This window comes from Clostridium sp. NSJ-49 (assembly GCF_014287725.1).
Taxonomy (GTDB): domain Bacteria; phylum Bacillota; class Clostridia; order Clostridiales; family Clostridiaceae; genus Clostridium; species Clostridium disporicum_B.
In genome coordinates this window covers 26,365-40,449 of the sequence record NZ_JACOOP010000006.1, presented here as the reverse complement: position 1 = coordinate 40,449, position 14,085 = coordinate 26,365, and the positions used below count along the sequence as shown (strand labels likewise).

11 protein-coding genes and 1 pseudogene are annotated in these 14,085 nt (G+C 29.2%); 10 read left to right on the top strand and 2 right to left on the bottom strand.

Annotated features, from left to right (window positions below):
• Nucleotides 1-71: 71 nt before the first annotated feature.
• The 4 genes and pseudogenes from H8S10_RS03200 (at nt 72) to iadA (ending at nt 4,830) form a co-directional block, all read left to right on the top strand.
• A complete protein-coding gene (locus H8S10_RS03200; RefSeq protein WP_055267084.1) occupies nt 72-1,106 on the top strand; it encodes a ribonucleotide-diphosphate reductase subunit beta in 1,035 nt (344 codons plus the stop codon).
• 172 nt (nt 1,107-1,278) lie between these two features.
• On the top strand, nt 1,279-2,898 hold the full coding sequence (ptsP, locus tag H8S10_RS03195; protein ID WP_186837923.1) for a phosphoenolpyruvate--protein phosphotransferase: 1,620 nt from the start codon (nt 1,279-1,281) through the stop codon (nt 2,896-2,898).
• A gap of 166 nt (nt 2,899-3,064) precedes the next feature.
• Nucleotides 3,065-3,589 (top strand): annotated as a pseudogene (locus tag H8S10_RS03190) (chromate transporter).
• A 68-nt stretch (nt 3,590-3,657) separates the two neighbouring features.
• The gene (gene iadA, locus H8S10_RS03185; protein ID WP_186837922.1) at nt 3,658-4,830 is read left to right on the top strand and encodes a beta-aspartyl-peptidase; all 1,173 of its coding nucleotides are present in this window, start codon (nt 3,658-3,660) and stop codon (nt 4,828-4,830) included.
• A 210-nt stretch (nt 4,831-5,040) separates the two neighbouring features.
• On the opposite strand, the gene H8S10_RS03180 is transcribed toward iadA, so the two are convergent.
• Together H8S10_RS03180 and H8S10_RS03175 are read right to left on the bottom strand one after the other, a co-directional pair.
• Complete coding sequence (locus H8S10_RS03180) at nt 5,041-5,631, bottom strand: cell wall hydrolase (protein ID WP_186837921.1); 591 nt, start codon at nt 5,629-5,631, stop codon at nt 5,041-5,043.
• Between the two features lie 64 nt (nt 5,632-5,695).
• Nucleotides 5,696-6,694: a hypothetical protein gene (locus H8S10_RS03175; protein WP_055267094.1), complete on the bottom strand. Its 999-nt coding sequence runs from the start codon at nt 6,692-6,694 to the stop codon at nt 5,696-5,698.
• Nucleotides 6,695-6,853: 159 nt separating this feature from the next.
• On the opposite strand from H8S10_RS03175, the gene cdaA reads away from it, so the two are divergent.
• The 6 genes from cdaA to H8S10_RS03145 all read left to right on the top strand — a co-directional run bounded on the left by cdaA (nt 6,854) and on the right by H8S10_RS03145 (nt 13,990).
• Nucleotides 6,854-7,711, top strand: a complete 858-nt coding sequence (gene cdaA, locus H8S10_RS03170; protein WP_055267096.1) for a diadenylate cyclase CdaA — start codon at nt 6,854-6,856, stop codon at nt 7,709-7,711.
• Nucleotides 7,678-8,922 carry a CdaR family protein gene (locus tag H8S10_RS03165; RefSeq protein WP_186837920.1) on the top strand — a complete coding sequence of 415 codons (1,245 nt, stop codon included), beginning with the start codon at nt 7,678-7,680 and terminating at the stop codon, nt 8,920-8,922. The genes cdaA and H8S10_RS03165 overlap by 34 nt, the downstream gene beginning before the upstream one ends.
• Nucleotides 8,923-9,183: 261 nt before the next feature.
• Entirely contained in the window at nt 9,184-10,782 is a 1,599-nt protein-coding gene (locus tag H8S10_RS03160) for an FAD-dependent protein (protein WP_186837919.1), read from the top strand.
• A 141-nt stretch (nt 10,783-10,923) separates the two neighbouring features.
• Nucleotides 10,924-11,832, top strand: a complete 909-nt coding sequence (ptb, locus tag H8S10_RS03155; RefSeq protein WP_186837918.1) for a phosphate butyryltransferase — start codon at nt 10,924-10,926, stop codon at nt 11,830-11,832.
• 24 nt (nt 11,833-11,856) lie between these two features.
• Complete coding sequence (gene buk, locus H8S10_RS03150; protein WP_186837917.1) at nt 11,857-12,927, top strand: butyrate kinase; 1,071 nt, start codon at nt 11,857-11,859, stop codon at nt 12,925-12,927.
• Between the two features lie 223 nt (nt 12,928-13,150).
• Nucleotides 13,151-13,990, top strand: a complete 840-nt coding sequence (locus H8S10_RS03145) for an AIM24 family protein (RefSeq protein WP_055267105.1) — start codon at nt 13,151-13,153, stop codon at nt 13,988-13,990.
• Nucleotides 13,991-14,085: the final 95 nt, after the last annotated feature.

Here is a 14,085-nt window from a genome sequence, read left to right as displayed (position 1 = left end):
TGCTTAGAAATTTTATTAGTAACTTGTAATTTTAAATTTGTCACTAAAAAAGAAGTGAGGAGAAATGAGAGATGAATGTTAATAGAAAGCCATTATTTAATGAAAATGGTGATATAGATATAAGTAAGAAGAGGATGATTAATGGAAATACAACTAACTTAAATGATTTTAATAATATGAAGTATAGTTGGGTTGCTGATTGGTACAGACAAGGAATGAATAATTTCTGGATACCAGAAGAAATTAATCTTTCTCAAGATTTGAAGGATTATAATAAATTAACAACAGAAGAAAGAACAGCTTATGATAAAATATTATCTTTTTTAATATTTTTAGACTCAATACAAACTGCTAATTTGAGTAATATAAATAATTACATCACAGCTAGTGAAGTAAATTTGTGTTTAACAATTCAAGCTTTCCAAGAAGCTGTTCACTCTCAAAGCTATAGTTATATGTTAGATACTATATGTTCACCAGAAAAGAGAAATGAAATACTTTATCAATGGAAAGATGATGAAATTTTATTAACTAGAAATAAATTTATAGGAGATTTATATAATAATTTTATAGAATCACCTACAAAAGAGAATTTGATTAAGACTATAATGGCAAACTATATATTAGAAGGTATATATTTTTATTCAGGATTTATGTTTTTCTATAATTTGGAGAGAAATGGTAAAATGCCAGGTTCAGCTCAAGAAATAAGATATATAAATAGAGATGAGAATACACACCTTTGGTTATTTAGAAACATAATGAGAGAACTTCAACGAGAAGAGGAAACCTTATTTACGGATGAACTTAAAGAGGAATTAAGGGAAATGATGAGATGTGGAGTGGAAAATGAAATAAATTGGGGTCATTATGTTATCGGAGATAATATCCAAGGAATAAATAAAAATATGATAGAGTCGTATATAAAATATTTAGGTAATAAAAGATTAAAAGAGATAGGTTTAACGCCTTTATATGAAGGATATGATAAAAATCCTGCTAATTGGGTAGACACTTTATCAGATGCAAATTCAGTAAAAACAGATTTTTTTGAAGCTAAGTCAACAGCATATGCAAAAGCAAGCACATTAATAGATGATTTATAGGAAAATAATATAGAATTTTTTTCAGATTGGAAAAAATGTAAACAATTTTTATTAACAATAATAAAAAATATGTTATAATGAAAATTAGTGATAATTATTTGATAAAAATTTTAATTAATTTTTAACTTAAGAACAACAAGATTTATGCTTAAGTATAGGGAGGAATTCAATAATGAAAAAAGGTATTGCTGCATCAAAGGGTTATGCAATAGGTAAAGTATTCATACAAGAACATGAAGAAATAGTTATAACTGATGCTAAAGTTTCAGACGTAGCTGCTGAAAAAGAAAGCTTAAAGAAAGCTTTAGACGCTTCTAAAGAACAATTAACAGCTATAAAAGAAAAAACCCTTGCAGAAATAGGAGAGCACGAAGCACAAGTTTTTGAAGCTCATTTAACTTTATTAGATGACCCAGAATTCACAGGTCAAATGGAAATGACTATTGAAGGTGACAGCTTAAATGCTATGAAAGCAGTTCAAAGCGTTACAGATACATTTGTTATGATTTTCGAATCAATGGAAGATGACTATATGAGAGAAAGAGCTGCTGATATTAAAGACGTTTCTAAGAGAATCATCTCTAACTTAGCAGGAAAAGGTGGAAGTGGATTTGCTATAACTGAAGCAAATACTGTAGTTGTTGCTTACGACTTAACTCCATCAGATACAGCTCAATTAGATAGATCAAAAGTTGTAGGTTTCTTAACTGATATCGGAGGAAGAACTTCTCACTCTGCTATCATGGCTAGAACTTTAGAAATCCCAGCTGTAGTTGGTTTAGGAGATATAACTAAATCAGTTAAAAATGGTGATTCAATCATCGTTGATGGTATAGAAGGATTTGCAATAATCAATCCATCAGAAGAAGTTATTGCTGAGTATATAGCTAAGAAAGAAAGATTTGCAGCAGAACAAGAAGAGTTAAAGAAACTTATCGAAGTTAAGACTGTAACTAAATCAGGAAAGAGAATTGAAGTTTGTGGTAACATCGGTAAGCCTGAAGATATAGATCAAGTATTAGCTAATGGTGGAGACGGTGTAGGTCTTTTCAGGACTGAATTCTTATACATGGATAGAGAGTCAGCTCCAACTGAAGAAGAACAATTCCAAGCTTACAAAACTGTTTTAGAAAAAGCTAACGGTAAACAAATCGTTATTAGAACATTAGATATCGGTGGGGATAAAGTATTACCATACTTACCATTACCAGAAGAAATGAACCCATTCTTAGGATATAGAGCTATAAGATTATGTTTAGATAGAAAAGACATATTCAGAGTTCAAATAAGAGCTTTATTAAGAGCTTCTGTATACGGAAATCTTTGTGTAATGTTCCCAATGATTTCAGGATTAGAAGAATTCCAAGCAGCTAAAGCATTCGTTGAAGAATGTAGAGCAGAATTACATGCTGAAGGAGTTAAAACTTCAGATACAACTCAATGGGGTATCATGGTTGAAATTCCAGCTGCAGCAGTTATGGCTGATGAATTAGCTAAGCACGTAGACTTCTTCTCAATCGGAACTAACGACTTAATCCAATATACATTAGCTGCAGACAGAATGAGTGAGAAGGTATCATACCTTTACAATCCAATGCACCCAGCTGTATTAAGATTAATAAAAATGACTATAGATGGAGCTCACAAACACGGTAAGTGGGTTGGAATGTGTGGAGAAATGGCAGGAGATGAAGCTGCTATCCCAACATTAGTAGAATACGGACTAGATGAATTCTCAATGAGTGCTACATCAATATTAACAGCTAAGAAGATAATATTAGAACAAGAGTAATATTAAAATAATTAACAATAGATAAAAAAGTACGCTTAATAGGCGTACTTTTTTTATTTATTAATAATTGAAAAATATATCATAAATTGTTAAATTTAAACTATAGATTATTGAAGTATCATATACTCACAGTAAGAAAGAATAAAGGTAAATTATGGAGGAGATTATGAAAAAGTCTTTAGAACTATTTTTATCAATATTTAAGATTGGGACATTTACCTTTGGCGGGGGTTATGCAATGTTACCTTTTATGCAGAGTGAAATAGTAGAAAATAATTGTTGGATATCAATGTCTCAATTTAGTGACATAATAGGAATATAACAAATGACACCAGGACCTGTAGCGATAAATTCAGCAACATTTGTAGGATATAAAGTTGGAGGAGTGGGCGGTAGTCTTGTAGCAACATTAGGAGTTATAACAACATCGTTTATATTAGTAACAATTATAAATAAGATATTAGATAAGTTTAAAGAATCGATTACTGTAAAGGCTATGTTAGCTAGTATGAGACCTATACTTATAGCTTTAATAATATATGCATTTATAGATTTAGCTAAAGAATCATACGTAGATTTAAAAAGCATAATTATAACTATAATAATAGGAATTATATTAGTCTCCAAGAAAGTACATCCAATTTTAGTTATAGTTATTGCGGCAATATTAGGACTAATATTTTATTTGTAACTAATAATATTAATAGGATAAAAATATAACTTAGATAAAGTTTTTAAGAAAATTATAGGAGGAAAATAATGATTACTGTTATTAAGAATATTCATGTTTACGCGCCAGAAGATTTAGGAATTAAAGATGTAGTAATAACTTCAAATAAAATTGAAGGAATATATGATAATGTAGAAATTCCAAATAATTTTGTAGCAATAGAAATAATTGATGGGAAAGGAAAGCTACTTTATCCAGGATTTATAGATAATCATGTTCATATATTAGGTGGAGGTGGTGAAGGTGGATTTAAGACACGTACACCAGAGATGCAGTTATCAATGCTAATAGAAGCTGGAGTAACGACAGTAGTAGGATGTATTGGAACTGATGGAGTATGTAGAAATATGAGATCATTAATTGCAAAAGCTAAAGGATTAGAAGAAGAAGGTATAACTACTTATTGTTATACTGGTTCTTATGAGATTCCTGTAAAGACCATTACAGATAGTATAAAAGGGGATATGATGATGGTCGACAAAGTTATAGGAGTTGGAGAAGTAGCGTTATCTGATCATAGAAGTTCTCAAGCAACATTTCAAGATTTTGTAAATACAGTAGCTAGTGCTAGAGTTGGAGGCTTGTTATCTGGAAAGGCTGGGATAGTTAATGTTCATTTAGGAAATGGAGCAAGAAAGTTAGAATATTTATCTAAATTAATAGATGAAACAGAGATTCCACCAACGCAAGTATTACCAACTCATATAAATAGAAGTGATAAGTTATTCTATGAAGGTGAAGTATATGCAAAAAAAGGTGGTTTTATAGATTTAACAACAAGTAGTGATCCTAACTTTTTAGAGCCAGGAGAAATAAGAGCTGGTGAAGGATTATCAATTCTTTTAAGAAATGGAGTAGATATAGAACATATAACATTTTCTTCAGATGCTAATGGAAGTATGCCTAAATTTGATGAACAAGGGCATTTAGTAGGTTTAGGAATATGTTCAGTATCAAGTTTATATAGAGAGGTTAAAGAGAGTATAAAAGAACATAAGGTACCAATAGAAGAGGCTATAAAAGTAATAACTTCTAATGTAGCAAATATACTTAAGCTTGATAATAAGGGAAGGATAACAGAAGGAAGAGATGCAGATTTTGTAATAGTAGACGAAGAAAGTTTAGATATAGATATGGTAATAGCGAAAGGAAAAATAGTTGTTGAAAAAGGAGAGGCTGTTGTAAAAGGAACATTTGAATAGTATTGTTGGCGAAGCTCATAAGCGAAAAGTCGACTATGTAGAGGTGAAAATGCTACTATCGTAGCAGTGAAAATTTAACTGAAGTTAAAGTGAAAGCTATTAATATAGATACTTTTCATCATTACCATAGGCAATATTTTCACTGTCACGTCAGTGACATTTTCCCTTTTGACAAAGTCAAACTTTTCACCAAAGTGCTACGCAATTTATTTAATACAGTGAAAAGAAAACGTGATGACCTATAGGGGTTATATTAGTTTTATCAACTTCTTGCATCCAACTACAGGTTGCAATTTCAGGATTATAAAAGAATAAGGCCTCTCTAGTTGGATCGTGGCCATTTATAGCCTCATGAACTGCATCAAAACATTCTTGAGTAGGTGATACTTGTATTTCGTTATTTATGACGCAAGAAAAAGCATTTGGTTGAAATACTACCTCCTCAATAGTATCAGGAAAGTTAGGAGATAATACTCTATTAAGTATTACCGATGCAACCGCTACCTTTCCTTCAAAGGGTTCCCCTTTACTTTCAGCATAAACTATTTGCGACATAAGATATATATCATTTTGAGTTAAATAAATCATTTTATCATTTTGGCTAAAAACTTCTACATACTCATCATTGGATATATCTATAAAATTATTTATTAAATTGTTGTTTTCTCTAGTCGTTAAAAGTATATTTGCGCTATCATTAATGATATTTATATCATTTTCAGAAGCAAATTTAGGATAACTATATAGTACTGAAAGGGAAAGGGTCAAAATAAAAGAAAATATTTGTTTGAATTTTTTCATAAAAACCTCCTTTTGGATATAACCCAATCAAACAATATTTTTACCCAAAAGAAGAAAATTAATACTAAAAATTTTCTAAAGACTTATTTAAAGAGTTTAATGAGTCATTTACATCGTCAAGTTTAGAAAAAGCATTCTCATAATTCTTATCTATAGAATCTTTATTATCTTTATAATTAGTAGATGATTTTTCAAATATTATAGCTACTTTTAATGTTTTTAAATAGTTAGAGTATAAGTTAAAGGTGTCAATTAAAGCATTGTAATATGATAAATAGCCTTCAGGAATAGATATACTATTAATATTGCTTTTTATATTTAAGAATTTACTTTCTTTATCAGCTATATCATTAAGTATAGAGTCAAATGATCTATTGTCTTCTCGGACTTTTGATATAGCAGGCTCAAGATCTTCAACTAATTCAGAAAAATTATTAACAGCAGTTTTGAAGTTCTTCATAAATGCTTCACCTTGAGATGTACTAATATTATTTTTTTTAGTAACAATTTCTAAATTATTCAAGTAATTTATCAACTTATCAAAAAAGACTAAAGAGCTATCATTGAATTTTATGTCTATGCCTAAATAATTTAAATCGCTATAACTTTTTAATAAATCAAATTGTTGTTCATTTATTTTAGTTACATATTCAGAAGAAGATGATATATTTTGATATTCTAGAGATGAAATACAACAATTATATAAAGTTTGGGCAGACTCTATAGATGAGAGAATTTTTGAAGATATATCTCTAGTGTAATCATCTAGAATAATTAAAGCACGTAAATCATTTTTAATTGTTTCTAAATTATTTATATTATTTCTAAGAGAAGTAACTATGCTTTCATTGTTTAGATTAAATTCAGTAGGATAGTCTTTGATTGAATTATTTATAGCATTTATTTCTTCAACTATATAATCAAATGTATTAGATTTAGAATTGTTATTTTTAAATTTATAATTATAAATAAATGCTATAGATATAAATGCCAGTAAAAGTACCAAGAATATAATTAATATAAACTTTTTGTTTTCACGAAGTTTAGTTTTAAAAATTTCCATTATATACACCTCCAAAAAGTATTCTTTACATAAATTTATATTAGTGAAAATAAATAAATATTAATAAGTTAAGGAAAAATAATAAAATAAAATTTCTTATACTAAGATTTGGAATAATGGTGTATAATTTTAATTAGAAAAATTATGGTGGTGGACTAAATGCAAGAATTTTTTACAGTGGTTACAAATTCACTAGCAAATATTTCAATAATGTCTATAGTGGATATTTTAGTAGTTGCATTTATTTTTTATAAAGGATATATGCTCATAAAAGAAACTAGAGCAGAACAATTATTGAAAGGTATAGTTTTTATAGTAATTTTAATTCCTATAAGTGGGTTATTAAAATTAACTATGTTGAATTTTATATTGAATAAGACATTAACTATAGGAGTATTATCGGTAGTTATTATTTTTCAACCAGAAATAAGAAGAGCATTAGAGCATTTAGGAAGAAGTGCTTTTGAAGATGTATATGGTTTTGAAGATAGTGAGAAGAGAAATATATATGTAAAAGAAATAGTAACAGCAGTATCTAATTTAGCTGAAACAAAGACAGGAGCATTAATAGTTATTGAGCAAAGTACTGGGCTTGCTGAAATAATATCTAATGGAACTGTATTAGATGCACGAATTTCAGCCAACCTTTTAGAAAATATATTTGTAGTGAATACGCCATTACATGATGGTGCAACGATTATAGGGAAGAATAAGATATTAGCAGCAGGGTGTGTGTTACCTTTAACAGGAAATAAAGATATCAATAAAAAACTTGGAACTAGACATAGAGCGGCCATTGGGTTATCTGAAATATCAGATGCAATAGTAATAATAGTTTCTGAAGAAACAGGAACAATATCATTAGCTATCAATGGTAGATTGACTAGAAATTATGATAAAGAAAAATTAAGAGTAGTTTTATTAAAGATAATGGAGCATAGAGAAGAAAAGAGAGTTAAAACAGCAGGCAAGAAGGTGAAATTATGGATAACTGGAATAATAAACAAAAAGCAATAGTTCAAATGGTATGTCTTTTGTTATCCATAGCTTTATGGTTTTATGTGACAAATGTTGAAAATCCAATTAAGACACAAGATATAAATAAAGTGCCGGTTCAACTTATGAACGAAGGAGTGCTTAAAGATTCTAATCTAACATTAGCACCTAATCAGCAATTTTTTGTTAACCTAAAGATTGAAGGAACAACTCAAGATTTGCGTAAAATAAATAAGGATGATTTTGAGATTGTAATAGATTTAAGCGAATATGCATATAAGATTGGAGCTAATAAAATCCCAGTTCATATAGTGGATTCACCGGCTAGAGTAGCAATAAAAAATAATAGTTCATTGACTCTAACTATATATATAGAGGAGTATGTTAAAAAGGATATAGAAATAACCTCTGATATAAATATAATAGCTAAACCAACATATTATGTTGCACCAATAGAATTTGGTAATGACAAAGTAACTATCAGTGGACCAAAATCAGCTATAGATAATGTTGCCTCTGTAGTAGCTAGAGGGGAAGAATATAATTTAAGTGAAACTATTTCAAAAAGTTATCATTTATATCCAGTAGATGAAAATGGAAATAAGGTTGATAATGTTACATTATCTCAAGATACGATTGATGCTACGATAAATGTAAATGAAGGCAAAATTGTTCCAGTTAAAGTAAATACAGTAGGTGAATTAATAAGTGGAATAAGATTAAAGGATTTTACATCAAATTACAAAGAAGTAGAATTAAGTGGTCCTAAAGAAATTTTAGATACTATTGATGTTATTGAAACTAATCCAGTAAATTTATCAAATATTACAGGTGATACAACTATAGATGTAGATTTAAAAATACCAGATAAAGTACAAGTTAATTTAGGAGATGTTAATAGTGTTTCTGTAACTATTACTGTAGAAAATGAATCAAGTAAAGAAGTAACTGTAGATGTTGCTTTAAATGGAGTTGTTGACGGATTAAATCTTGATGTTGCAAATAAGACAGTAAGAGTTAAGGTTATTGGTTATGAAGAAGATATAAAGAATATAACTGCAGAATCTATAACAGCTAACTTAGATTTATCAAGTTATACTGAAGCAGGGCAATTTACTGAATATCCAGCGATAACATTAAATTCTCCTAATGATAAAGTTAGATTAGAAGTTCTAGATAAAGTATCATTTAATTTAGAAAAAGTAGTTACGGAAACTACGCCAACAGAGTAGTTTTTTATGAATAATTAGAAATTTATAAGTTATGCTTAATGAATAAAGTCAGCTTAATAGCAGGCTTTATTTTTTTATAAAAAACTGTATTAATAATTAAGATATGATAAAATATAGAACTATAAGAAAGTATACAGAAGTTAAATTCAAAATCTGTCATTTATTTAAATAAATTTTTACAGAATGAATTATAATTTTGCAAGTGGAAATTATTACTATAACGGTTGTAGTTTCATAAATAACAATTTGAAAGGTGATTATATGACTATAAGAATTAATAATATAGTACTTGGACTAGATGATAATATAGAAGTTTTAAAGAAAAGAGTAAGTAAGAAATTAAAGATTTCAATTGATGAAATAGAAAACTTTAAAATTATAAAAGAAAGTTTAGATGCAAGAAATAAAAATAATATTAAGTTTACATATGCTATTGAAGTTAATCATAAAAATGAAAAGAAAATTGTTGATAGACTTCATGATAACAATGTAAAAATAGATGATACAAAGTATGATCCAGATGTAGAACCTGGAACTGAAGAACTTAATAGTAGACCTATTGTAGTAGGTCTAGGTCCAGCTGGGTTATTTGCAGCGTTAATGTTAGCTGAAAAAGGATATAGACCTTTAGTTATAGAAAGAGGAGAAGATGTAGATAAAAGAACTGAAACAGTAAAAAGATTTTGGGATAATGGAGAACTAAACCTAGAATCTAATGTTCAGTTTGGAGAAGGGGGAGCCGGATCATTTTCAGATGGAAAATTAACTACAAGAATTAAAGATAAAAGATGCGACTATGTTTTAGAGCAATTAGTTTCAGCTGGTGCACCTGCTGAAATTATATATGAAGCTAAGCCACACGTTGGAACTGATATATTAAAAGATGTAGTTAAGAATATAAGAAAAAAGATTATAGCATTTGGTGGAGAAGTTATGTTCTCTTCAAAGCTTGAATACATAAATGGGAAAGATGGAAAAATAAAGAGCATAATAGTGAATGGCGAAGAAATACCTTGTGATGCTCTAGTTTTAGCTTTAGGACATAGTTCAAGAGATACATATGAGATGTTAAAAGAAATTGGTGTATTTATGGAGCCAAAGGCTTTTGCAGTAGGTGTAAGAATAGAACATCCACAAGAAATGATAAATATTTCTCAGTATGGAAAATATCATAATCATCCGAGATTAAAAGCGGCAGATTATAAACTTACATATCAAAGTAAAGATTTAAATAGAGGGGTTTATTCATTCTGTATGTGTCCAGGTGGAGTTGTTGTTGCAGCTTCTTCAGAGGAGAATAGATTAGTATCAAATGGAATGAGTTATCATGCTAGAGATTTAGAAAATGCAAACTCTGCTTTAGTAGTTACAGTTAGTCCAGAGGACTTTGAAGGAAATGATGTATTAAGAGGTATGGAATTCCAAAGGCATTATGAAAGTTTAGCCTTTAAACTTGGAGGAAGTAATTATAATGCACCAGTTCAGTTATTAGGTGATTTCTTAAATGATAGAAAATCTACTAAATTAGGAGCTGTAAATCCTAGTTATAAGCCAGGATATGAATTAGTTGATATGAGAGGGTGCTTACCGAGTTATGTAGTTGAAGCTATAAAAGAAGGTGTAGTTAACTTTGATAAGAAAATACAAGGGTATGGAAGAGCTGATGCTGTTCTTACAGGAATAGAAACTAGAACATCTGCTCCAGTAAGAATAACAAGAAATGAAAATCTTGAAAGTATATCTATGCATGGATTATATCCAGCAGGTGAAGGAGCTGGATTTGCTGGAGGAATAATATCAGCAGCAGTTGATGGAATAAAAGTAGCAGAAAGAATAATAGGAAAATATAAGTGTTATTAAATATAGTAAAAAATCCTGAAAAGTTTATTTTCAGGATTTTTTTATTACAAATAATTTTAAAATAGTAAAATGATGGTATAATGGTTAATGGGTAAACAAATAATTAAATAAAGAAAATTATGGAATAGTATGAGGTGTTATATGGGAAAGAATTTTGAAGAATTATTTTCACAATTAAAGGCTGTAAGTACTAAGAAATTAGCTGTAGCGGTAGCTCAAGATGAACCTGTCTTAGAAGCTGTTAATTTAGCAAAAGATAGAGGAGTTGTAGATTCAATTCTAGTAGGAGATAAGGCTAAAATTGAAAAAATAGCTAAAAATATTGATATGGATTTAAGTAAATTTGAAATAATAGACGAAGAGGATCCACAAAAAGCTACATTGAAAGCTATGGAGTTAGTATCTACTGGACAAGCTGATATGGTAATGAAAGGTCTTATAGATACAGCTACATTTTTAAGAGGTGTATTAAATAAGGAAGTAGGATTAAGAACAGGAAAGCTTATGTCTCATGTTGCAGTATTTGAAATCGATGGTATAGATAGACTTATATTACTTACAGACGCAGCATTTAATACTTATCCAGACATTAAGGCAAAAGCTCAGATTATTAATAATTCAGTGATGGTAGCGAAAGCTTGTGGTATTGAGTACCCAAAGGTAGCTCCAATTTGTGCTGTAGAAGTTGTGAATACAGATATGCCGGCAACAGTAGATGCATCACTTTTATCTAAGATGAATGATAGAGGTCAAATAAAGGGATGTATAGTAGATGGACCATTAGCGTTAGATAATGCGTTATCTGAAGAGGCAGCTCATCATAAGGGTATAAAAGGTGAGGTTGCTGGAAAAGCAGACATATTATTATTTCCAAATATTGAGGCTGCGAATGTAATGTATAAAGCATTAACATATACAGCGAAAACTAGGAATGGTGGTATTTTAGTAGGAACATCAGCTCCAGTTATTTTGACATCTAGAGCTGACAGTTGTGAAACTAAGGTAAATTCTATAGCTTTAGCAGCATTAGTTGCAGAATCAAAGAAATAAACGGATAAAGAGGGAGATTGAGAAATGTCATACAGATTACTTATAATAAATCCAGGGTCAACATCAACTAAGATAGGAGTATATGATGGAGAACATGAAGTTTTAGTTGAAACTTTAAGGCATTCAGCAGAAGAGATTCTTTCTTATAAAACTATTTATGACCAAAAAAGTTTTAGAAAGAATGTTATTTTAGATGTGTTGAAAAATAAGAAATTTGATATAACTACTTTAGATGCTGTAGTTGGTAGAGGTGGAATGCTTAAACCTATGCCAGGAGGAACTTATGAAGTTGATGAGTCTATGATAGAAGATCTAAAAGCAGGAGTACAAGGTCAACATGCATCTAATTTAGGGGGAATATTATCGAAGGAAATAGCTGATGAATTAGGAATAAAGGCTTTTATAGTTGATCCAGTAGTAGTAGATGAACTTCAAGATATTGCAAGGATTTCAGGAATGCCTGAATTACCAAGAAAGAGTAAATTTCATGCTTTAAATCAAAAAGCTGTAGCAAAGAGATATGGAAAAGAAACTAACAAAGGATATGAAAATCTTAATTTAATAGTTGTTCATATGGGTGGAGGAGTTTCTGTTGGAGCTCATAAAAATGGAAGAGTTATAGATGTTAATAATGCATTAGATGGTGATGGACCATTCTCACCAGAACGTGCAGGATCAGTTCCTGTAGGTGATTTAATAAAGATGTGTTATAGTGGGAAATATACAGAATCTCAGGTATTTAGTAAGATAGTTGGTAAAGGTGGCTATGTAGCATATTTAAATACTAACGATGCAAGAGATGTATTAAAGCTAAAGCAAGAAGGAGATAAGTACGGATCATTAATATATGATGCATTTATATATCAAATTTCAAAAGAAATTGGAAGTATGGCAACAGTATTAATGGGCAAAGTCGATGCTATTATTTTGACAGGTGGAATTGCCTATGGAAAAAAAGTATGTGATGATATAAATTCGTATGTAGGATGGATTGCACCAATAGTAGTATATCCAGGAGAAGATGAATTGTTAGCATTAGCACAAGGGGCAATTAGAGTTCTTAGTGGAGAAGAAAAAGCAAAAAAGTACGTTTAAGATAATATAAAATTAAAGTGCAAGACAATATTTAAAGTTAAGAATTAATTCTTAACTAAAATGAGTCTTGCTCTTTTTTGTTATTAATATATATAATTTCAACTCTATATATCTGCATATGAAGCAATTAAGTTTATTTAAGTGGATGGATAACTAAAGAAATGATATTAATTCGTATTAAAAATTAAATACTTGTCAAGAATTTGGACAAGGGGTGAAGAGGATGAGAACAACTGTTAATATTAATAATAAATTAACTATGATTTCAGAAATGATTAATGATTCAACTTTTCAAATACTTGAGTATGAAAACTTAAGTGGAGTAAGTTCGATTGAGAATACAATAAATATAAATAGATTACAGAATTATGGGATAACTCTTAAGCAAGCTAGAATAATCTTAGATAATAGTTCGGTTAAAGTACAGCCTGGAGCTTTAAGCTTTATGAAAGGTGACGTTTCTATAAAAAGTAATATAGAAGTTACATCTAAATTTTCACAGAGGTTATTTAAAAATAAAAAAATAGATGAATCTATGATTAAACCAATAATTGAAGGTAAAGGGGAGGTGTTTTTAGAACAAACCCTTGAATATTTTACGTTGGTAGAGTTAGAAGATGATGAAGTAATAATAGATGATAATATATTTTATGCTTGTGAAGAGGAAATTGAAATATATAAAATTATGAAAAGGACATCTCAAATGAAAGAAGATGATGAGGATATTGTTCAATTGAAGCTAAAAGGAAGTGGCATAGTTTTATTAAAAATTCCAGTACCTGAAAGTGAGATATTAAGATGTAAACTTTATAAAGATAAACTAGTAGTAAAAGATGATTTAGTAGTATTGAGAACAGGAAATGTAAAATTATCAGTAGAGAGTTCTGGAAATACTATAATTAGGGATATATCTGATAATGATGATAAGGTTGATATATATACTGGGATAGGAGAAGCTTGGATAATTCCTACAAAAAATATTTATAACAAAACTTTTAATATAAGCAGTGATATTTGCAAAGAAAATTTTGATGACGATGATGAGAATGATGAAATATATTAATTATAAGTTCAAATAACTAAAGTTTAAATTTGAATACTAACTTATGGATATAATATATTATAAATAGACGATTTTGTTATCAAGTTGTAAATTAA